The 20,603-nt window shown below is 40.7% G+C and carries 18 protein-coding genes; 13 read left to right on the plus strand and 5 right to left on the minus strand.

Annotated features, from left to right (window positions below; genetic code table 11):
* Window positions 1-124: 124 nt before the first annotated feature.
* The 3 genes from HWQ36_RS10720 to HWQ36_RS10730 are packed head-to-tail and all read left to right on the plus strand — an operon-like array spanning window position 125 to window position 3,597.
* Window positions 125-805, plus strand: a complete 681-nt coding sequence (locus HWQ36_RS10720; RefSeq protein WP_292701789.1) for a response regulator transcription factor — start codon at window positions 125-127, stop codon at window positions 803-805.
* A gap of 34 nt (window positions 806-839) precedes the next feature.
* Window positions 840-2,978, plus strand: a complete 2,139-nt coding sequence (locus tag HWQ36_RS10725) for a substrate-binding domain-containing protein (protein WP_292701792.1) — start codon at window positions 840-842, stop codon at window positions 2,976-2,978.
* Window positions 2,950-3,597 (plus strand): FHA domain-containing protein, encoded by a 648-nt coding sequence (locus HWQ36_RS10730; RefSeq protein WP_292701794.1) that lies wholly within the window; start codon window positions 2,950-2,952, stop codon window positions 3,595-3,597. Before HWQ36_RS10725 ends, HWQ36_RS10730 begins: the two co-directional genes overlap by 29 nt.
* Window positions 3,598-3,643: 46 nt before the next feature.
* On the opposite strand, the gene HWQ36_RS10735 is transcribed toward HWQ36_RS10730, so the two are convergent.
* The 4 genes from HWQ36_RS10735 to HWQ36_RS10750 all read right to left on the minus strand — a co-directional run bounded on the left by HWQ36_RS10735 (window position 3,644) and on the right by HWQ36_RS10750 (window position 6,795).
* The gene (locus HWQ36_RS10735; RefSeq protein ID WP_292701796.1) at window positions 3,644-3,901 is read right to left on the minus strand and encodes a hypothetical protein; all 258 of its coding nucleotides are present in this window, start codon (window positions 3,899-3,901) and stop codon (window positions 3,644-3,646) included.
* Window positions 3,902-4,360: 459 nt separating this feature from the next.
* Window positions 4,361-4,972 carry a Uma2 family endonuclease gene (locus HWQ36_RS10740; RefSeq protein ID WP_292701799.1) on the minus strand — a complete coding sequence of 204 codons (612 nt, stop codon included), beginning with the start codon at window positions 4,970-4,972 and terminating at the stop codon, window positions 4,361-4,363.
* A gap of 350 nt (window positions 4,973-5,322) precedes the next feature.
* The gene (locus tag HWQ36_RS10745) at window positions 5,323-5,574 is read right to left on the minus strand and encodes a hypothetical protein (protein WP_292701802.1); all 252 of its coding nucleotides are present in this window, start codon (window positions 5,572-5,574) and stop codon (window positions 5,323-5,325) included.
* A 147-nt stretch (window positions 5,575-5,721) separates the two neighbouring features.
* The gene (locus HWQ36_RS10750; protein WP_292701805.1) at window positions 5,722-6,795 is read right to left on the minus strand and encodes a DUF4157 domain-containing protein; all 1,074 of its coding nucleotides are present in this window, start codon (window positions 6,793-6,795) and stop codon (window positions 5,722-5,724) included.
* Window positions 6,796-6,987: 192 nt separating this feature from the next.
* Here HWQ36_RS10750 and HWQ36_RS10755 point away from each other — a divergent pair, with 192 nt between their 5' ends.
* The 6 genes from HWQ36_RS10755 (at window position 6,988) to HWQ36_RS10780 (ending at window position 14,291) form a co-directional block, all read left to right on the plus strand.
* On the plus strand, window positions 6,988-7,227 hold the full coding sequence (locus HWQ36_RS10755) for a hypothetical protein (protein ID WP_292701808.1): 240 nt from the start codon (window positions 6,988-6,990) through the stop codon (window positions 7,225-7,227).
* Window positions 7,227-7,751: a phage tail protein gene (locus HWQ36_RS10760; RefSeq protein ID WP_292701811.1), complete on the plus strand. Its 525-nt coding sequence runs from the start codon at window positions 7,227-7,229 to the stop codon at window positions 7,749-7,751. The genes HWQ36_RS10755 and HWQ36_RS10760 overlap by 1 nt, the downstream gene beginning before the upstream one ends.
* 23 nt (window positions 7,752-7,774) lie before the next feature.
* The gene (locus tag HWQ36_RS10765) at window positions 7,775-11,083 is read left to right on the plus strand and encodes a hypothetical protein (RefSeq protein WP_292701814.1); all 3,309 of its coding nucleotides are present in this window, start codon (window positions 7,775-7,777) and stop codon (window positions 11,081-11,083) included.
* Between the two features lie 38 nt (window positions 11,084-11,121).
* Window positions 11,122-11,685, plus strand: coding sequence for a hypothetical protein (locus HWQ36_RS10770; protein ID WP_292701816.1), 564 nt, complete (start codon window positions 11,122-11,124; stop codon window positions 11,683-11,685).
* Between the two features lie 267 nt (window positions 11,686-11,952).
* On the plus strand, window positions 11,953-13,686 hold the full coding sequence (locus HWQ36_RS10775) for a VgrG-related protein (protein ID WP_292701819.1): 1,734 nt from the start codon (window positions 11,953-11,955) through the stop codon (window positions 13,684-13,686).
* A gap of 107 nt (window positions 13,687-13,793) precedes the next feature.
* Window positions 13,794-14,291 carry a PAAR domain-containing protein gene (locus tag HWQ36_RS10780; RefSeq protein ID WP_292701821.1) on the plus strand — a complete coding sequence of 166 codons (498 nt, stop codon included), beginning with the start codon at window positions 13,794-13,796 and terminating at the stop codon, window positions 14,289-14,291.
* An 84-nt stretch (window positions 14,292-14,375) separates the two neighbouring features.
* On the opposite strand, the gene HWQ36_RS10785 is transcribed toward HWQ36_RS10780, so the two are convergent.
* On the minus strand, window positions 14,376-14,741 hold the full coding sequence (locus tag HWQ36_RS10785) for a carbohydrate-binding module family 14 protein (protein WP_292701824.1): 366 nt from the start codon (window positions 14,739-14,741) through the stop codon (window positions 14,376-14,378).
* 322 nt (window positions 14,742-15,063) lie between these two features.
* Here HWQ36_RS10785 and HWQ36_RS10790 point away from each other — a divergent pair, with 322 nt between their 5' ends.
* From HWQ36_RS10790 to HWQ36_RS10805, 4 genes are all read left to right on the plus strand, one after another.
* Window positions 15,064-15,477 carry a GPW/gp25 family protein gene (locus tag HWQ36_RS10790; protein WP_292701826.1) on the plus strand — a complete coding sequence of 138 codons (414 nt, stop codon included), beginning with the start codon at window positions 15,064-15,066 and terminating at the stop codon, window positions 15,475-15,477.
* Complete coding sequence (locus HWQ36_RS10795) at window positions 15,474-17,672, plus strand: putative baseplate assembly protein (protein ID WP_292701828.1); 2,199 nt, start codon at window positions 15,474-15,476, stop codon at window positions 17,670-17,672. The genes HWQ36_RS10790 and HWQ36_RS10795 overlap by 4 nt, the downstream gene beginning before the upstream one ends.
* A 65-nt stretch (window positions 17,673-17,737) precedes the next feature.
* Window positions 17,738-18,766: a phage tail protein gene (locus tag HWQ36_RS10800; RefSeq protein ID WP_292701831.1), complete on the plus strand. Its 1,029-nt coding sequence runs from the start codon at window positions 17,738-17,740 to the stop codon at window positions 18,764-18,766.
* A gap of 448 nt (window positions 18,767-19,214) precedes the next feature.
* Window positions 19,215-20,414: a DUF4159 domain-containing protein gene (locus HWQ36_RS10805; protein WP_292701834.1), complete on the plus strand. Its 1,200-nt coding sequence runs from the start codon at window positions 19,215-19,217 to the stop codon at window positions 20,412-20,414.
* The last annotated feature ends 189 nt before the right edge of the window (window positions 20,415-20,603 follow it).

Consider the following 20,603-nt stretch of genomic DNA (forward strand, 5'->3'; position numbering starts at 1 on the left):
CGTAATTCGTAATTCGTAATTCGTAATTCGTAATTCGTAATTCGTAATTCGTAATAGAGCCTCCGGCACGCTCCGCGTTAAGCGAAGCTATGCCGCAGGCTTCACGCAATTCGTAATTAAAAAGATGGCTAATGATAGTAAGAAACTTTCGGTTTTGCTGGTAGATGACGAAGAACGGTTTCGTCAAGGGTTACGTACTCTCTTGAATTTTTATAGTATTAATTCTGCGTTACCTGTAGAAGTTATGGGTGATGCGGATTCTGTGGAGCAGGTTTTAAAGTTTACAGCCCAGAAGTGTCCAGATTTAATTTTGCTGGATATGCAATTGAAGGGATGTGACGGGATTACAGTTCTGGCACGTCTTAAGGAAACTGGTTACACTGGAAAGGTTTTAGTGTTGTCGGCTCATCAAGAAGACGACTGGATTTTTAGAGCAATGCAGGCGGGAGCCGCAGGTTATGTGTTTAAAAATCGTGTGGCAACACAATTGTGTGAGGCGATTGAGACTGTTACAAGAGCGGAAATTTATCTACCTTCAGAAGTTGCTAGTCGGTTTTTCCGGTTTTTTCAGGCTTATTCAGATTCTTGTCTGAAAGCATGTCATGAGGTGCATTTAACCGAAAGAGAGCAAGAGGTTTTATACTGGTTAACTCAAGGTGCTTCTAATGAAGAAATTGCTAAACATTTATATGTAACAGTTGCTACTGTTAAGGCGCATCTCACCAGTATTTTTGAAAAATTGAAGGTTACTAGTCGGACTCAAGCGATTGTGGCTGCCCTCAAGTTAGGATTAGTTCACGCTTGATAGCTCTTTGAATTTTGAATTTTGAATTGGTTATATGCCTTCATTTGAATCTTTTTATCAAGAATACCCCTGCTCATATAATTCTCCCTTAAGTTGCGATCGCCCTTTCCAAACGGCGCAGCAAATCAAGGGGGCTAAGTTTTGCTTGGAATGTGGTTTTCCGGCAACTTTACCACAGGAGGCTGAGATTAAAGGAAGTCAGGGAACTTATCAAATAGCTAGTTTTATCGGTGTACGGGGTTTAGGCCGCTTATACTCAGGTATTCAACTCAAGGACAAACAACCTGTCATCATCAAAGAATACCTGCTACCCAGTCGTTGTTTTAATGAAAGCGAGACTCTGAAGCGCAAAGAGACTTTCAAACGGGTGGGTGGTGTAAGTTTAGCCGATAGTCGAATTCAAAACTTCCGGCTTGTAGAAACGAAAGAAGCGATCGCAGATGAAAAAGGACAACGCTGTTATCTTATCACTCAAGGAATAGAGTCATCCCAAACTTTAGGTAAGTATCTCATAGAAAAGGGCGCAATGACATCTCCTGATGTGCGCGAGGTACTAAATCAAGGTTTACAAACTCTCCAGTTTCTCCACACCCAAAAGCTGCGTTTTCCCTCAAATCAAGTACAACTGGGGATAACTCACGGCAATATTAGTTTAGATAGTACTTTAATTAAAGTAGAAAATAATCAAAAATTCTCTATATACTTTTGCGATTTAGCTACCTGGGAAAACTTATTTATTCCACCGATTATTCCTCAACCCGCGCCCGCCAGACCTGAACAAGATTTAGAATCATTAGGATTGCTAGCCTTTTATCTATGGGTAGGACGGACAACTAATTTTTCATCCCACCAGCCTCTCGATTTTAGAGATAATCAACAATGGCCAGATACTGATAGCCATTTAAAACAGTTTATTTATCGCCTCATTGGTCTAGAAACTCCTTTCGAGAATGCGGAAACTGCTCGTCAAGCACTACTACAACTTCCCAAAGAAGAGCGTCGCAAAAGTTCAGTGCGTTCGCCAGGCTCTCAAGTAATAGAAAAGCGTTTGCCAATGCCTTTAATCCTGATAGGAATTCTGGCTTTATTATTGCTCGGCGGAGGAATTTTGTATTGGCTTTTGGGCAAGAAAACAGATAACCCTAATCAATATATACTATGGTCTAGACTTGTGCAAAATTTCTCCGAAGTCCCCAATGTTCCTGCGGGACAATTTACTTACACAGGAGAAAAGGATAGTACATGGAGTTATGTTTTAACGCAACCAGTGGACAACAGTCGTTTAGGAGAGTTATTGACCAGACCAAAGCCAGATGCGACAGCAACATTTAATTATGAACCTGTTTTGTCATCAAACGTAAAGAATCCGATTAAAAGTATCGAAGAAGTCCAAACAAACAGAAAAGATTTTGCAATTACTAGTTTGGTAGAGAACATTACAGATAAACTTTCTAAAAAACAAGTTGCTTATGATGGATTAATTGTTTTTGTAGCATTTAATAAGAGAGACTCTAATCTTGCTAATGCTCTTGGAGGGCAAATAAGTCTTGAGCAATTGCGTCAAATTTACACAGGTAAAATTACCAATTGGCAACAAATTAGTCCCAAACTTCCAAATCTACCTGTGAAACCTTTTGCCCCAACAGAACCGGAAGCAATCAGTAAATTTCAAGAAATAGTTCTCAAAAACGTCCCTCAAGACGAAGCTTTATTTGCTGCAAATGTTACTAAACTGGATACAACAAAAACCCAAAATCAGATACGCAGCGAGACTTTAGAGGGGCGAACCACTGGTATTATAAGTTTTGGCATTATCAGTAAAACTTCGAGTCAGTGTACTGGTTATCCGCTTGCGATCGCAGATGGCAAAAAATCAGCGATTCAACCTCTGTTTCAACGGCGCTCGCGCCGCTCAATTAATCCCTCAGATGACTTGTGTCAACATGATGATTATTATGTTGATGTCACAACATTCCAAAGCTACCCCTTGGGATATCCTATTTTTGTAGTGTACCCTAAAGACACCAGTCGCCTGCCTGGTGGTTCTACATTTGCCCAGATGCTAACCACTCGTCAGGGTCAGTGTTTACTTAGTAAAGTAGGTCTTGTAGCTTTACAACCTATGCCTGATGATATAAATTCCTATGCCTGCAAATCGGTGCCCCAATCCTAGTTGCGAATATTTCAACCGCGCCCTGCCTAACAATGCTAAGGTTTGTCCCTGGTGTTCCACTCCTGTGGGTAATGTAGTTTCCCCGACACCACAACAACCGCCTAGTCAACCGCCGCCTATTCAGCAACAACCTAGTCAACCACCACCTGCTCAGTATCAACGGCCGCCTACAGAGCAACCTAATTACCAACCTCCCCAACAAGCTCCCGTTGATTATTCAACAGTCTATCAGCAACGAGTCTCTTATCAACCAACACCGCCTGTTTATACCCCTCCGCCTCAAAGAGCGCCAGCTTTAAAGCTGATTCATACTACTGGCAGAGAATTTCACCTCGTTGGGGAAGGAGGTTATATTGGTCGCCGCAGTCAGAGTCCAGGAATAGCGCCGCCAGAAATTGATTTGACTGGTATTCCCAGTGAGGGAATAGTCTCTCGTCGTCATGCGCGAGTCGATTGGGACTGGTCGCAAAATGCATACATGATTGTTGATATGAGTACAAATGGTATTTATTTAAACAACAATCCTCTCACTCCTGGTATGCAATATCGGCTGCTTAATGGTGATTCTTTGCGATTTGGTCAGGATAATCTAGTTAATTTTACGGTGTATATTGTGTAGTAAAGCTCTTGGCTAATGGGCTAGAGTTGCAAAAAGCTGTCAAATTTTACGGGGTAGTTGATCGATCAACTACCCTCAGTTGTCTTTGGTGTCGCCGCATTCCTTCTAGCATTGCCTGTTCGCTGTCATCCAATCCATCGGCATAGGCATCATTGATGCTCTGAAGCAGCTTTTGACTATGGTGACGATGTAGATACTCCTCAAGTGCTAACGAAAATAAATCAGAGGGGGAAATTTGCATTTCCTGCGCCAGATTAGAAGCTTGTTCGTAGAGGGAATCAGGAATTGAAATCTCTTGAATCATGATCGTAAAGGTTTGGGAAGCAATCGGTTGGGTATTTCTAGCTTAAGTAAGTTGGCGCGAAAAGACCCAAGTATATTACGAAACGTAAATAGACTAAAAGCGCTTACTAATGACCAATACTTCGACTTACCTCGACTTCGCCCTTCGGCTACGCTCAGGACAGGCTCGGCACAAGTCACTCAGTACAAGTGACAAAAGACAGCCTTTGCCAGTTAGCTTTAACGAACTTTGGGGGTTTAAGTCCCCTGTCTCTACAGACAGCGCGTTTTGGGTCGGGGTCTAAATCCCCGTCACAAAACTTAATTACGAATTACGAATTACGAATTACGAATTATTTAATTGCGCCGACCTACTTACAGTATTTTTATGAAATAAAATTGGAAGATAAGAAAATCACACTTGATCAACCCTCCTATTTGAGCGATCGCATTTTGAGTCAGAATGGAGAGGGCGATCGCCCTAAACTACATCCTCGGCATCAGCTGCTAATACTTGGTCAAGGGTTAAGGTTAAGTTGGGAAAAGTAAGACATGGAATTGTTTCTCCTTCAAGGTACTCAGAGCGTTGATACTCACCATTTTCTAAGGTCATGACGATCGCCTTTTTTCCTTTTCCACGCAGACAATACTTAGCAGGAATTTGACCTCTGTAGTCGATAATCCAATATTCCGGTACTCCCAAGGCAAGATATTCTTCTTGCTTGTCTATGAGGTCAGTTGACCAGTTAAATGAGGCGATCTCGACAATCATGAATGGCTGAGTTTGGATGCCCATCCTTGGTCGATCGTCGGGGTAAAACTGGGGGCGTTGGATAATGGCAATATCAGGTCGTCGGCTTTGTGTCTCGTTAATCTGTAGCGCGTTTCGCTTCCGCACTGAGTATTTCAGTTGACGCTTGCGGTAGGCAAGTTCAAACATGAAGGATAGGAATTCAAGAATTTCTTCATGTAGTTCGCTGGGTTCTGGCATTAACATCAGCCTCCCAGCAACCAACTCATACTCATTAAGTTCATTACCATCGTCAAAATCAAGGAATTGCTTAAAGGTTAGTGGTAATGGGGTTGTGATCATGGCGATCGCTCTTAAAGGTAACAGAGTTGTCTTGAAATTGGAAATTGATCTAATTCTCGATTAATATACCAAATCCAGATATGAGTATCTAGGATAATTATTTCAGACATTCCCAATCTTGATAAATTTCTTTGCGCTTTTCGTCGTAGATTTTAGACTTCGACTACGCTCAGTCGAACGATTTTGGATTTTAGATTTATTCTCGCGTTTCAATTCGGGGGCAACTCTTGGAGACGCTGTGTTTCGACTCCGCTCAACATAAATTCGCGTTCAGACCTTTTTAAATTTGGGATTTTGAATCTTCAATTCCATTATCCAAAATTTAAAATCTAAAATTCGGTGAGTAAAGTTCAGTTGCTAGGTAATTCTGCTTCTCTTAACTGTTCATAAGGATTCCAATCAGGAGGAGGAGAGGTAGATGAACTCCACCACTTAGCACCAGATTGAATCCAATTGTGACGCAAAGTGGCATGATCCGTTTCTGCATCATCATAACCAAACTCTGTTCCACAAGAGGGACATATTTCAAACGAGGGTGAGCCAGCAACATCGAAGGGAGGTTCTTCTAGTCCGTTATAACCACATACTGGGCATCTATACATCGTTAATTTTTAACTCATTGAATATTGACTCAGTGCTTACTACTAGAGCATATTATTGTTCACACTGTCTGGCAATGGTTCCACAGTTAGGCTTTTACACAATTTGGCTTGTTTTCCCTTTACCGCAGACAGATTGTTTAACTCTGCCTATATCTGCTTAGTGTAATATGCCAATGGGTTGCCAGGAACAAACATTGTTAAAATTTTACCAGCACTATTTGTTGCGACGAACTGGCCAGTAGTTTGATTGAGGTAGTATGTCTTGCCCGTTCCCCCAGTTTTCTGCAAGGAGGTTGGATCGCTTACGATAGCATCGGCTGCCGCTTCGTAGTCTGCTTCATTAGCGTATGCGGCACCAGCATCGTTTTGTACGCTAACATGCTTGGTGAAGTGGCTAGATAATGACCCAGAGCTGGCGAAAACACATTGTAATCTAGGCAGAGATACAGAGGATATATGGAATGTATGTGGGAGAGAGCTTCTTGACAAGTGATTGTCGTTCTGCTGAACGACGTGAGTAAGCTCGTGAGCAATCAACTCTTGCCCCCCTCGACTCCCAGGGTTATATTCCCCCTGCCGAAAGAACACATCCTGTCCCGTAGTGAAAGCCCGCGCCTGAATTGAGCGATTCAACTGGTCAGATTGACCATCTGTGTGAACCTTCACCCCACTAAAATCAGCCCCAAATGCCTGTTCCATCGGTTCGCGGATGTTGTCTGCGATCGCCTGTCCACCACCCTTAGCTTGGTTAATGGACGCTTCCAGGTCAGGCGCAGCAGCCATTCCAGCCTCAGCCTGATGCACCATCGGCTTCATCTGCAATTCTTCTTCTTCCTCTGGCAATGCTTCTCGTTGCACTAAAGGCGTGATGGAATTTGCCAGAGGTTTCATCTGTAATTCTTCTTCTTCCTCTGGCAATGCTTCTCGTTGGATAGACTGGTGATTTACAGGTTGCGCCATTCTTTGCATTACCTGCTGTGCTACGCTATCAGCTTCCTGTTCGTAAATGTCTCCAGGCTGACTAATTGAGAGTTTTGCTTGAGAACGCAGTGGTATGCGACTGATATCGTGAGTAACTGGTTGATGGAGTGGTTGTATTTCAGAAACCGCTTGGCGTGAAATTGCCGACGACTCCAAACCAAAGCTGGGTGTCGCGTGTTTCAGGGATGGAATTGAGAAGCCTGTAGTAGTTTTTTTATTCTGGCTGACGTGTTCTCTCATTTTCTTCTCCTGTTGCCCAAGCAGTAGCTAGATGAATATTTTGCTGTTATTAACATCTAGGATACTGCGATCGCATTTATTACACAATTTATCAAAAGTCTTGAATCAATGCAAAAACTAAGTTCGACTTTTGGCTACTTTTGATTCTGATGCAGTACCTTTAGCCTGGATTCTAGGAGAGTTTTTTTATTTATGGACTCAAAACAGCAACAAAGTTTTTTCACCTTCGATGGAGATGTTGGCGGTACTGCTGGATACGCCGGGATTTCGGCGACATCTAATGCTAGCAAGGCGGCTAAAACGGCAAGTAAATATCTCAACGACTCACGGCTGATAAACCAGCTTACAGAACACGTATATAAACTTTTGCTAGAAGACTTGCGATCGCAGCGTGAAAGGGTAGGTAATTATGATTCCCAGAGGTGGTTGTGATGGCTACAGGCGCTAACAATGGCAACATTACTCACGAATTAAATTATGTCACTACTAATCGGTTCTACGTAGAGATAGACAGTTCTATTGCTGCATCTTTCGCTGAATGTTCAGGATTAAGTGTTCAAATTAAGAAAAATGTTTTTCAGGAAGGCGGTGTCAACGATCAGCAAAGAATTTATTTAGGTCATACAGAATTTGCAGACGTAACTCTTAAACGTGGAGTTACCGATCATCCAGGTTTTTGGAACTGGATGAATGCAGTTTTTGATGAACAAAAGAAAACATCTCGGCGTAATGTCAATATTCTGATTTTCAATCAAGCTGGTGAAACGATGATGAGTTGGACTTTGATTGGTGCTATTCCTATAACCTGGAAAACACCTGCATTTCAAGCAGATGGGAAAGCCGTTGCGATTGAAGAATTAACTTTAGCTTATGAAGGTTTACAAGTTGCAAGGTCTACAGGAGGAGGGACTTCTGTACAACGAAATCAAAAATCAGGCTATTTCGTTTCTAGTTAATTGGCTACTCTTAAACTATAACTATGCAAATTATTCAATCTCCACTAGGAAACAATATTCATCCCCTTGGGGTAATATCATCTTTATCTAATTTTCAGAGAAAAATATCAAAAAAAGAATCTCATTCTTTGCATTCACGAAGTAATTTTATCAGTGCAATACAAACTAAACCACCATTAGTTAAATCCTCTAAATTTTTATTGTCTCGTCAGTATGAACAATCAATTCAACCATTAATAGGTTGGGATAGTTGGGATACTCAGGACATAAATAGTGAATTTCCATTGCTTGAGTCTGATGTTTATAATTCAATAACTTTATCCGAAAATAGTAATATTACTGAATCAGGAAAAGATAGTCTTTCAAAAATATTACCAAGTTCTATTGAAACCAATCCGATTAATGGTACTTCAAAAGTACAGAAAATTAAGGGTAAGTCTAAATCAAAAAAAACAAATAAATCTCAAAAGCCACCAGTAAAAAAATCAAAATCTAGAACTAAAAAGCTTCTCACATCATCTGTGGCGAAGAATATTGAGCAATTTGTTGAAGAAAACAATATTACTGTTAACCTGAATGAAAATAGCTTCTTAGAATCAGACGAGCCTCTGTCTATTGACGCTAATTCTGAAACTCCCAGATTACAACTGGATATTAGTTCAGATAATACTACAAACCAGTCTGATTATGTTAGTAATATAACACCTAGCATAGCGGCATCAACTTCGCCTACTGTTGAAGATAAATCGACTGTTGTCAGAAATATTGCTACCAATAATCTGCAATTTAATTCTGAGTTACCATCTAGCGATTATAGTACAGATTTGTCTACAACAGAAAGAATTATGCCATCACAAGAGAAGATTGAAATAGACAGTAATGTAAGTGAATTGGTTGAAGATTCACCTGTAGAATTTTCTTCGGATAATAATGTTGCAGAAACATTTTATCCATCTAGTAACTTTGCTAATAATCAACAAGAGATAATTACTGAAACATCAGAATTAGCTAATATTTCAGATGTTCCAGTCAAAAAAACTTCAAAAAAACAGGATATTAAAAAACATCAAATACAGAAGGAATTTGATGATAAAAGCAGCACAAACCAAATTAATTTAATCCAAGCGAAAGAGGTTTCGCCAATCTTAAATTCTCCATCACCGGAAGATGAATTGCCAAATGCTAATAGTAACTTCGATGCAATTCCAGTCATTAAATCAGACTTAATATTAGAAAGTACAGCAAATGATTTTGTCACAAATAATGCGGTTGCTGATAATTCTTTAACTTTAACTGATGTTGATGATACACCTAAACTACTCCATCCTTTAGACACTGAAGACAATATCATAGGGCCGTATATTACTACATCTAATTCTGGGTCTTCAGTTACAAAAAATCCTATTCCAGTAGAACAAGAAATTGATTCTGACCTTTCACACTATGTGGAAAAACCAACCAAAAATCTAACCCCTAAGTCCCCTTTATTACCAGAGAATGGGGAGAGTTTAAAGCCTCTGTTCTTTCAGGAACAAGGCTTTCTAGATCCCATGAAAAATCAGGAAATTGATTCTGGTTTTACGAGTGAGTCTCCAGACAGTACGCTTGTTCAGTTAACACCTACCTTAGCCAATATTGAAAACACACCTAGTTTATTCAGCAACTCTGATAGCGATGAACAATTAGTCACTTTAGAGTCACAGGCTGCTATGGGGGTTAATGTTTTAGATATCTCAGCAAATGTAAGTTCAGTGCAACGTGATAGCAATTTTGAGAATACTACCAGCGAGTTTACAGAAAGTCATTCCATCTTAGCAGCGCCTGAAATTACTGAAACACCAATCATTACCGCCACATCGCCTGAAATTAGTGAAGCACTGGTAGTTAGCACTACATCGCCTGAAATTGCTGAAACACCAACAATTACCGCCATATCGCCTGAAATTGATGAAATACCAACAATTACCGCCATATCGCCTGAAATTGCTGAAACATCGGTAGTTAGCGCCAGTTCAATTGAAATTGATGAAATACCAACAATTACCGCCACATCCCCTGAAATTAGTGAAGCATTGGTAGTTAGCGCCAGTTCACCTGAAATTGATGAGACACCAACAATTACCGCCATATCCCCTGAAATTGTTGAAACACCAACAATTACTGCCACATTCCCTGAAATTATTGAAGCATTGGTAGTTAGCGCCAGTTCACCTGAAATTGATGAGACACCAACAATTACCGCCATATCCCCTGAAATTGTTGAAGAAACAAGTGTCTTTAGGAAAATTATTGATAAAGAACAAACAGGAGAATCAGAAAATCCTGAAATATCAACCTTTGCTGATACCTGGGATAATCCAGATATTCTAGAAAACCCAACTTCTCTGCAAGATGAGGTAAGCACAGCACCTAAAGTTGAGCAAAATGCGATCGCACCTAAAGGTTATGCTACTGGTGGTTATGTGACAGACTCCCAGGTTGAAAATCGCCAGCAGATAGCACCTTCAGATATAGTACCTGCAATGCTTACACCTGGGGAGTTTGTGATTAATACCAGGGATGCACAGAAAAATTTACCTCTACTGCATCACATCAACACTGGTGGAACACCGCAGGATATTATTCTTCCAAGTTTACAGACATCCAATCCTACAGAGCCAGAAGAAACAATTTCTCGAGAGACTCCGACTAAAGTCGATTCTTTTTCAGACACTTCATTACAGCTAAAAAGCATTGAGACTGATTCACCTCAGATATTCAATTCTTTAATTCCTTCTTCCTTGGGGTTAAATATTAGTAAACAGAAACTTTCGATTCTAAATTCTCCCCATCATACTCTTCAAAATGAAACAATAGATGTAGGTGAATCTTCGCCTCAATACTCATCGCCTCCTCTGATTTTCCGAAAAGCAAATTCTACAACTAATACATCTTCCCAATGGTCAAATACACCTTCTCAATGGTCAAGTGTGGAAGATTTACTAAATGGAAATAATGATGATTTTACTAGCTTTAATTTTAATGATGGAGAATCAAACAGTCAAAATTATGAATTTCCTCATGTTTCAGAATCGCCACAAGTTTTTGCTAAACACCTTCCTTCACCTAGAGGCTTTGTTGATGGTGGAGAAGTCACTCTACCCGATATATCTAGAGAAATACAACCTGTAACTGAGACAATAGATAACAAGTCTTTGTCTTCTGCAGAAGATAATAAAGATGATACGGCTAATCTGGAAGCTCTAGCCCGTGAAATTTATAATAGATTACGACAAAGGATAGAAATTGAGCGAGAGCGTCATGGTGGTTACTCAGGTCGATTACCTTGGTAAGTTTTCATTTAAAAACTAATTTTTGGAGAACTATTAAAATGGCAAGTCCAGCAATTATTGTTATTCAGAAGCGTCAACCGCAACTTGAAAAAGCAAAACTTGTAGCTTATAACAACGAAGCACCAGATATTGAATTAATGTTTAATCCTACAGATATTAGTTTTACTCGGACTGTTAAATGGGAAAGCAAGGATGGTAATAGAGGAACTACTCTCCTGCCGAAAGTAAACTTTTCTGGTGTTGAACCTTATAAGTTTACACTTAAACAGTTACTTTATGATACTTATGAAACGAAAGAGTCGGTGATGAAAAAATATATAGATAATATTAAAAAAGGTGTAGAAACTATCAGTAAAGCAACTGATAAACGCCCACCAGTTTATATATTTACATGGGGGAATGAATATTTTTATTGTGTGATCACGAGTTTAACCTACACTTTAAATATGTTTTTGAGTGATGGTACACCAGTCAGGGCACTAGTAGATATAGCCTTGCAAGAAGTAGATAAGAATAATCTTCCTGGAGGACGGGAATCTGCTTCTAAAGGAGATTCTCGCAATTCAGATAAGAAGGGACAAAAACTGAATAAGCAGAAATAATAAAGTGAGAAATTGGGATGATCCCAATGCAAGCAAATTTACCAAGTTAGCAGGTAGTCATTGCGAATGGAGCGAAGCGGAATGAAGCAATCGCAGCATCTAGACTTTGCGATTGCAACTCTAAGAGACGCTCCGCGAACGCTTCATTTCATTACGCTCACAATCACAAAATATGTCTTTACACATTTGGGATGCTCCCGAGAAATTAGTATTTGTTTTGTTATTAAAGGTTGCTCTAAACATTTCATAAATTATCAAATAATAGTCATGCCTCCTAAAAAAAGCCTTTATTTAAGCGAACCTAAAATACAGATAGATGGAAAACAAGCTTCTCCTGAATTAATGAAGGATGTGTTGCAAATCACAATAGAAGAAAGCCTTCATTTGCCAGCAATGTTTACGCTAGTAATTCATAATAGCTATATTCCCACATCTGACCGACCAGAAAACAAGGCTTGGCGACATGAGCAGTTATTTAAAATTGGGAAAAAAGTGAAGTTAGGTTTTACTTCTAGTACTACTCTAGATAATAATTTTCAAGAGGAAGTAGAAGAATTCCTGATTGAAGGCGAAATTACAGCAATGGAAGTTCACTTCAATGAAAAATCTGAAGCTGATATCATTGTTCGTGGTTATGATATTTCGCACCGTCTACACAGAGGTCGTTATAATCGTTCTTTTTTAAATGAAACTGATAGCGGAATAGTCAAGAAAATAATTCAAGAAGTAGGTATAAGACCTGGTAATATAGAGGCAACGGGTGAAGTTCATAAGTATGTTTTCCAAGAAAATCAAACTAATATGGAATTTTTGCGAGAAAGGGCTGCTCGCATTGGTTTCGAGTTATTTATTACAGAGGAAAAATTAAATTTTTGTAAGCCAAAAACTCAAGGAGCTTTATCACTAAAATGGCTAGTTGATATTAATAAATTTAGTACCCGCGTTACCAGTGCCGAACAGATAAGTTCTGTGGAAGTACGCGCTTGGGACTATACCCAGAAAAAATTGATTAGTGGAACAGCCAAGAAAGAGAAGCAAATAACCGAAACGGGTAATCGGCTAGGAAGTAGTACCAGTACTGCATTTTCTAATCTGAAGTCTCCCAAAATGATTGTTGTAGATAAACCTGTTGCCAGCAAAAAACAAGCAGAGACGATGGCTCAGGCTTTGTGTGATGAACTAGGAGGAGAATTTGTTTACGCAGATGCCAAAGCAGAAGGGAATCCTGAGATTCGTCCTGGACGGGTTATTAATCTTGAGGGTATGGGCGATCGCTATAGTGGTAAGTATTATGTTACAGAAACTCGCCATTTCTTCAGTCAGCGCGTTTATGAAACTGATTTTAGCGTCCGGGGACTCCGTTCTGGTAACTTATTCACAACTTTATCCCCAGAAAAACGTCTACAGCCATCTGAGACTTTATTGGTGGGAATTGTAACTGATAACAAAGACCCAGAGAAAATGGGCAGAGTAAAAGTCAAGTTTCCCACTCTCACAGAAGACCATACAAGTGACTGGGCGAGAGTTGTAGCTGTGGGAGCAGGCCAAAACAGAGGTTTCGACTGTTTACCAGAGGTAAACGATGAAGTCTTAGTAGGTTTTGAACATGGGGATATTCACCGTCCTTACGTCATTGGTGGGGTATGGAACGGGAAGGATGCGCCACCAGAAAAGGTGGGTGATTCTGTTACAAGTGGTGTAAGATTACGCACCATTAAGACTCGCGTTGGTCATGTTCTACAGTTTGTTGAAGAGGATAAAGGCAGTAGTAAAACTGGTATTCGTGTAGAAACTAAAGACGGTCATAAAATATATCTCAATGATAGTCAAAGGTGCATAGAGATTGAAACCAAAGGCGGTCATAAAATCAAAATGGACGACATGGGTAAATCTGTTTCAGTCAAATCAACAGGTAATATGTCATTAGATGCTGCCGGAAATATAGACATTTCAGCTAACGGCACAATTACAGTTAAAGGTGCATTGATTCGACTTAATTAATTCGTAATTCGTAATTCGTAATTCGTAATAGAGCCTCCGGCACGCTACGCGGTTTTCATGTCCAAAGGGCTGTACGTAATTCGTAATAAACACAATAGGAGGTTGTGATGGGTAAACCAGCAGCAAGAATTACCGACAATGTAGCGCACCCCTTACCCCCAGTTTTAACAGGAGGGCCGGGTAGTCCCAATGTGTTGATTGGGTCTTTACCTGCGTGGCGAGGTGTGCTTGCAGCAGCAGTACCAGGTTTGCAGTCTGCCAAAACATCTTCTGATATAGCTATCAAAGCAGCTGAGGCTGCTACCCTAGCGGCAGCAGGTACACCAGGCGCACCTGCTGCTTTAGCCGCCGAACAAACTACAAAGGCAACATCTGCTGCTACTATGGGTAGTGCGATCGCTGCTGCTGCTGCTGGTGCTGATATTCATAATTGCGCTACACCCTTACCCTTACCTCCCCACGGGCCTGGGGTTGTGATTGACGGTAGTCAGACTGTGCTGATTAACAATTTGCCAGCCTCTCGGATGGGCGACACAATTATAGAAGCATTAGGGCCACCGAATAAAATTATCAAAGGTGAGTTTACTGTTTTGATTGGCGGCTGATTGGAGAAGTAGGGGGATCTAGAACTTTTTGCTACAGATAAGAGGACTTTTCAAACATGCTTTTACACTTAAAAGCCAGCTATCTTAAGGATTTGCGCTTTTATTAGTTCTATTCGCCTCTGTACCAGATTTTGTAACACGCTCTGTAGGATACTCGCAGCGATCTGCTTCAACATCAAATATTAAGCCAGTCGGACATGGCATTAGTACAAGGCCATAAGGCGCGCATTGATAGAACGAATTAGGATCTTCAGGGTTTGGGTAGAGTTTATCAAAATCAGAAGATGTACATGGAAAGTTAGGAATTCTATTGCTACTTGTATCTTGAATGACACTACTGACAATACTCAGATTTAAAAGTGATTGGGCATTTGCACTACCCGTTGTCAACCCTATGACCGCTACAATCGCTATAAAGCTACAAATGATTTGCTTGATTAACTTTGTCATAAAACTCTACCTCCAATTGGTCTATTAATTAATTACGGACTTATTGAAAACTGATGTTTGTATTGTCTTATAATCGGTATTAAAAATACAAGGACAGTTAAGACAGTTAAGCAAATTGTTGAGACAATAAAGCAGATTTACGCTATACAACATCCACGCGACAAATTTAAAAAATCAGTTTTTTACTACTCATTAATACTCCAACAGCATTATTTATGGGAATTTTAAATTACCCGCAGGGTTCGACCTTTGGCGAATAGGCTTAAACCTTCTGTGCCTATATCTTTGAAGATATCCATGTAAAACTGTCTAAGTGCCAGATATGGTTTACGGTCGTGAACGAGCCTATTTGGGAACAGGTTGGGCTTATCCACTGCATTTAAGTGTGCAAGGTGGGATACAACTTAGCCGTGAAGATCAAAAAGTCAAAGAATCTATTTGGATTATCCTCCGCACGGGAGTAGGTGAGCGGGTTTATCGACCTACCTTTGGTTCGCGCTTGTCAGAACTGGCGTTTGCACCTTTGAATACCGATACCCTACTGCGAATCCGTCTTTATGTCTTGGAAGCTTTAGAAGTTTGGGAACCACGCATTACTATCGATGAAGTTGTTGCCGATCCTGACCCTGTGCGTGGCAGGGTAGATATTATCATCAATTATCGACTTAAAGATAGTCCCGATATTTATAGTTTTGTTTATCCTTATTATTTGGTTTCAGCTGGGGAGGAATCGTGAACTTTGATTTTTTACCGAAATTACCTTCTTCCAACTTAGACGATCGCGCCTTCGATGATTTGGTGGAAGAATGTATTATGCGTATTCCTCGCTACTGTCCAGAATGGACTGACCACAACCTCAGCGACCCAGGAATTACGCTAATTGAATTATTTGCTTGGTTAACTGACCAAATGTTGCTCAGATTTAACCAAGTACCTCGAAAAAATTATGTCGCTTTCCTCGAATTACTGGGTATTCGTCTTCAGCCTCCCGCCCCAGCCCGCACGGAATTAACTTTTTATTTAAGCGCTGCATTACCCGAAGCCTACACTATTCCAGCCGGATTGGAAGCTTCAACTATCCGCACTGAAACAACAGAAGCGATTACTTTTAGTACAGATTCTCCTCTAATTATCGGCAAACCCCGCATCCAACACTTCTTAACTGCCCAAACTATCGAAGATATTCCCCAATCTCTGCGCGAAAGAGTCACAACTTCATGGACTCGTCAATCTAACGGTTTCTGGACAGGTAATGAACAAGCGATTTTTGAAGAGGAACCCCAGCCTGGTAACTGCTTTTATTTAGCAATTAATTCTGACGAGCCACTAGACGCTAATGTTTTAGAAATTATTTTTCAAGGGGCTGCGGCTACCCCGGCCGGGATTAACCCCAATCAACCTCCCCGCAAGTGGGAAGCCTGGGATGGGGAAAATTGGCAAACAGTTTTATTACAAGAGTCGGATGATAAAACTCGCGGTTTCAGTTTTTATGAAATCGCCCAACAGGGTGGAAATCCGTCTCAAGGTGCAGAGGTACGTTTGCATTTACCTCAGATTTGGCCTGTGGCTAATTTTACTTCTTACCGGGGTCGCTGGCTGCGCTGTAGTTTTATTTCCACAGAAGGCAATGAATCTGGTTACAATCGTCCACCAAGAATTATTGGTTTAGCAGTGCAGTCAATTGGCGGTACTGTTAGAGCTAGCCACAGTATGCTGATTATCGATGAACGATTAGGAATTAGTGACGGTACACCCGGTCAGAGTTTCCAGTTACAAACAGCGCCAATTTTAGAACGCCGAGAAAATGAGTATATTTTAGTTACTCCCAGTGGTGGTTTGCCTCAGAAGTGGACTGAGGTGAGAGATTTTGCTGATTCTGGGCCACATAACTTTCATTACACCATCGATTCGATCACTGGTACAATCCAGTTTGGGCCGTTGATTCGGGAACCTAGCCAACTTAAACAGCATACCCAAGTCCGAACGCGCATTCAGCAACCATCACTAGATGAGACATCTGTACAAGTTCTGGAAAATAACCAATCAGAACATCAATATGGGGCGATTCCTGCCCGTGGTGCAGAGATTAAAATGGTTGCTTATCGTACAGGTGGCGGTAGAGAAGGCAATGTGCAAACTGGGGCAATCCAGTTTTTGAAGTCTGCGTATCCATACATTGCTAGTGTAGTCAATCGTATACCTGCAATCAATGGTGCGGATGCCGAATCGCTGGAGCAGGCTGTAATGAAGGCTCCCCGCATCCTCCGCACACGCGATCGCGCCGTCACTGCGGAAGATTTTGAAGTTTTGACTCAACAAGCGGGTGCTGGTGCGATCGCGCGTGTCCGGTGTTTGCCAGCAAATTCTCGCAGACAAGCTGGTATAGTTAGTTTACTAGTAGTTCCATTCGCAAATACAGATGCGATCGCCCAAGGTGATGGCATGACACCAGAAGAATTTGCCCTTAGTAATGCACTGCAAGAGCAAATTTTGAGTTATTTAGATGAAAGACGGTTATTAGGGGTACAAATAGAATTACAAGAACCAAATTACGTAGGTGTTTCTGTACAGACAGAAATTGCTTTAGAACCTGCTTATGAGAATCCTTTTGCCAGAGAAGAAATTCGGCGTAATTTAAGGGTATTACTGTATAAATATTTAAATCCATTAACTGGAGGAATGGACGGTAAAGGTTGGCCATTTGGGCGACCCGTTTATACATCAGATATTGTCGCATTACTGCAACAAACCCCAGGCGTGCGTCATTTAGGCCCAGTCCTGCTATTTCCCATCCGCAAGCAAGGAGAAAATTGGCGACGACAACCATCACCAGAACAATTAATTGATCCAGGATCAGAAGGTTTGATATGTTCTTGGGCTGATACCAATCTACGTTCAAATCACGACATTCAAATAATTCGTAATTCGTAATTCGTAATTCGTAATTTGTCACTAGTTCTTCATTCCGCAATTCCCAATTCCCAATCCCTAATCCTATGGTTCAAAGTCGCTCTAGTCCGGCTGTAAGCATTCAATTAACACCAATGCAAATACCTGAAGCTTTACCTGTAGCGGGTTTAGGATTTGCAAATGCGGATATGGATGTAGGTGGACGTACTTTACTTTTGCATCCTGGACATCCCAGCGAGATGATTGTACAAGTGCAAAACTTAGAACAACGTCCTTTGCGGGTAAGCTTAAGCGTTGAGGGAAACTTTCCATCCCAATGGTGTCAAATTGGCACAGAAGGCAGTGAAATACCGCCACGTGGACAAATGGATGCTGTTCTCTATTTCTCAATTCCCGACACATTTTTTGAAGACCAAGAAGCAATTTCCCCTGAAAAAAAAGACAAACTAACTCTCAATTTTCGCAGCCTAGTCACTCTACATATAGACAGAGGCACTGACAACGAAAAAATCGAGAGAAGCGAGTATTTCGATTTATATATCCGTCCTTACACTGCCTACATGGAGTTCTTGCCAATTTTGTATCGGGAAGTGGACTTTATTGGTCGCTTCATGAAGATATTTGAGCAAGCTTTTCAACCAATAGTTGATAGTTACAATGTCATGTGGGCAAACCTCGATCCTTTGACAGCACCACAAGCATTACTACCTTTTATGGCTCATTGGGTTGCTTGGCAAGTAGATTCAGTTTGGGATCTCCACCAACAACGGCGTTTAATTCGTCGGGCTGTAGAACTTTATCGCTGGCGGGGAACTCGTAAAGGATTGCGTCTCTATTTACATCTTTATACTGGTTTACCACTCGATGAAGATTTACCTAATGAAGCTGATAAACATATCAGTATCACAGAACCTTTTGGCCCAAGTTTCATTATCGGAGATGCCCAATTAGGAAATGCAGTTTTAGCAGGTGGGCAACCATATCATTTTATAGTCCGTTTGCGTTCAAATATTTCTAGTGGCATCATTAATGAGCAACTTATACAAAGAATCATAGAACAAGAAAAACCTGCTTTTTGCACTTATGAATTATCTATAGAAAATCCCTCTAATTAGGTAATTCGTAATTAGGTAAAATTAAATTGTAGTGGCATGGCAAGATTAAAATAGTGCATTAGATGTAGGTTGGGTGAAGCGGAGCGCAACCCAACATATAACAATCCTAAATGAGTCGTGAAAAATATAGATAAGGAAACGAACCGCCAAGAACGCCAAGGACGCAAAGAGAAGAAAGAAAAAAGAGATATATAATTTTCACAAATGATTTAGGACTGCTATATATCAGAATGTTGGGTTACGCAAAGCCTCCAACGCCAATTGCTACAAGGCGGGAAACCCACGCAACGCAGTGGCTCCCCAACATACAATTTTTTTGCAATATTTTAGCCTTGCCGCGCCAGTAGGGTGTGTTATCGCTGTAACGTACCATCAATAATTAAAGGTGCATTATGCCAAAGGCTAACGCACCCTACATCTAATCTAAAATCCAAAATCTAAAATTGCTATGTCCCATCCTTTCCCACCCCCACCAATCAGATCCTTGGAACGCCTGCAAGCCGCAGATGGCTTACTAATCAATGCAGAACGCTGGCGTACAGCCCATGATTATCACCGCAATCGGCAAAATGCCCAATATCAAAGTTTAAACCAACCAGGAATTGTTTGTGGTTTAGGCGTTCGAGATGTGACAGCCCCAAGTCAAGTAGAAGCTAGATATCGAGATGGGCGTTGGGTGCAAATTCAACCTGGTATTGCAATTGATTTAGCAGGTAATCTAATTGTTGTACCGACTTCTTATGATTTTCCCATTGATATAGAAGTAGTAAGTTCTGAACCACTCATGATCTACTTAGTAGTTAGCTATGTAGACCCTGATGAATTGCGGCGTGGACAGCAAAGAGATATTGTTCAAGAAACTTATCGAATTGACCAAAGAAACTCTATACCAGTCAGTTCAGAAATAGAAATATGTCGGATACTTCTGCAACCAGCACATACTGAAATTACCCAACCCGCCGATGCTTTCTTTCCTGGATATAATAATATTGATTTGCGTTATCGCCGTCAAGCACAAATGCGTCCCCAAGCACTTGTCTGTATGGCAGAGGCGAATCATAGCGATCCTGAATGTGCGCGTAATTTTTTCAGCCTTTCCTATTTGTTACAAGCAGTAGAACCCCTATATCCCAGTTTGCGAGGGGCTGATGAACCAGGTCAGGTTTCTTTAGGAGAAAATATTCAAGATTATGACCTACTTTATCTGACAGGCGGACAGGCCATTTCTTTAAATAGTCTTGAATTTGAATCCCTTAAAAATTACTTAAATTTAGGTGGTGTGCTTCTCGTTGATGCGCCAACAAATGCTAATGCTCTAATTGAGAGTACTCAAGCATTAGCACAACAGTTAGAAAGTTCTTTAAGACCTTTAGAAGAATTGCAACGGAGTCATCCTTTAAGGACAAAACCTTTCTTATTTGCTGCCTTGCCAATGGTTAATCAACAGCAGATTAAAATGTTAATCGGTGGCGGAATTATTTTAGTAATTGGTGATTTAGCAACCGCTTGGGGATTGGATAGAGATTTGAATTTACCCAGATTGACGATTCGCACAGCCCAGGAACTTGGAATTAATATTCTTCACTATGCTTGGAAGCGCCGACAGTTGATAGGTTTGCAACAGGAAGATAATTCAGGACAGTGGTAAAAGCAAAAAAATTAAGGGAAGATACGCGATAAATCGCCGTCTCTACAAAGGGCTAATTATTGTAAAGACGGCGATTTATCTCGTCTTTGCGATCTATAACTTTCATCAAAAAACCTTATCCGAACCGTATTGAGGGTGGGCATTGCTGCAAATAATATTGCACCCATTCCACATTTTTTTGCCAATGTT

The sequence above is a fragment of the Nostoc sp. NMS2 genome (assembly GCF_017115105.1).
Taxonomy (GTDB): Bacteria; Cyanobacteriota; Cyanobacteriia; order Cyanobacteriales; family Nostocaceae; genus Nostoc.

What these genes read in the sequence shown, in the direction of transcription:
- HWQ36_RS10785 (WP_292701824.1), bottom strand. Translation starts at nt 14,741, where the DNA reads ATGACAAAGTTAATCAAGCAAATCATTTGTAGCTTTATAGCGATTGTA.
- HWQ36_RS10755 (WP_292701808.1), top strand. Translation starts at nt 6,988, where the DNA reads ATGGACTCAAAACAGCAACAAAGTTTTTTCACCTTCGATGGAGATGTT.
- HWQ36_RS10780 (WP_292701821.1), top strand. Translation starts at nt 13,794, where the DNA reads ATGGGTAAACCAGCAGCAAGAATTACCGACAATGTAGCGCACCCCTTA.
- HWQ36_RS10735 (WP_292701796.1), bottom strand. Translation starts at nt 3,901, where the DNA reads ATGATTCAAGAGATTTCAATTCCTGATTCCCTCTACGAACAAGCTTCT.
- HWQ36_RS10805 (WP_292701834.1), top strand. Translation starts at nt 19,215, where the DNA reads ATGTCCCATCCTTTCCCACCCCCACCAATCAGATCCTTGGAACGCCTG.
- HWQ36_RS10800 (WP_292701831.1), top strand. Translation starts at nt 17,738, where the DNA reads ATGGTTCAAAGTCGCTCTAGTCCGGCTGTAAGCATTCAATTAACACCA.
- HWQ36_RS10790 (WP_292701826.1), top strand. Translation starts at nt 15,064, where the DNA reads ATGGTTTACGGTCGTGAACGAGCCTATTTGGGAACAGGTTGGGCTTAT.
- HWQ36_RS10765 (WP_292701814.1), top strand. Translation starts at nt 7,775, where the DNA reads ATGCAAATTATTCAATCTCCACTAGGAAACAATATTCATCCCCTTGGG.
- HWQ36_RS10730 (WP_292701794.1), top strand. Translation starts at nt 2,950, where the DNA reads ATGCCTGCAAATCGGTGCCCCAATCCTAGTTGCGAATATTTCAACCGC.
- HWQ36_RS10760 (WP_292701811.1), top strand. Translation starts at nt 7,227, where the DNA reads ATGGCTACAGGCGCTAACAATGGCAACATTACTCACGAATTAAATTAT.
- HWQ36_RS10770 (WP_292701816.1), top strand. Translation starts at nt 11,122, where the DNA reads ATGGCAAGTCCAGCAATTATTGTTATTCAGAAGCGTCAACCGCAACTT.
- HWQ36_RS10740 (WP_292701799.1), bottom strand. Translation starts at nt 4,972, where the DNA reads ATGATCACAACCCCATTACCACTAACCTTTAAGCAATTCCTTGATTTT.
- HWQ36_RS10750 (WP_292701805.1), bottom strand. Translation starts at nt 6,795, where the DNA reads ATGAGAGAACACGTCAGCCAGAATAAAAAAACTACTACAGGCTTCTCA.
- HWQ36_RS10745 (WP_292701802.1), bottom strand. Translation starts at nt 5,574, where the DNA reads ATGTATAGATGCCCAGTATGTGGTTATAACGGACTAGAAGAACCTCCC.
- HWQ36_RS10725 (WP_292701792.1), top strand. Translation starts at nt 840, where the DNA reads ATGCCTTCATTTGAATCTTTTTATCAAGAATACCCCTGCTCATATAAT.
- HWQ36_RS10775 (WP_292701819.1), top strand. Translation starts at nt 11,953, where the DNA reads ATGCCTCCTAAAAAAAGCCTTTATTTAAGCGAACCTAAAATACAGATA.
- HWQ36_RS10720 (WP_292701789.1), top strand. Translation starts at nt 125, where the DNA reads ATGGCTAATGATAGTAAGAAACTTTCGGTTTTGCTGGTAGATGACGAA.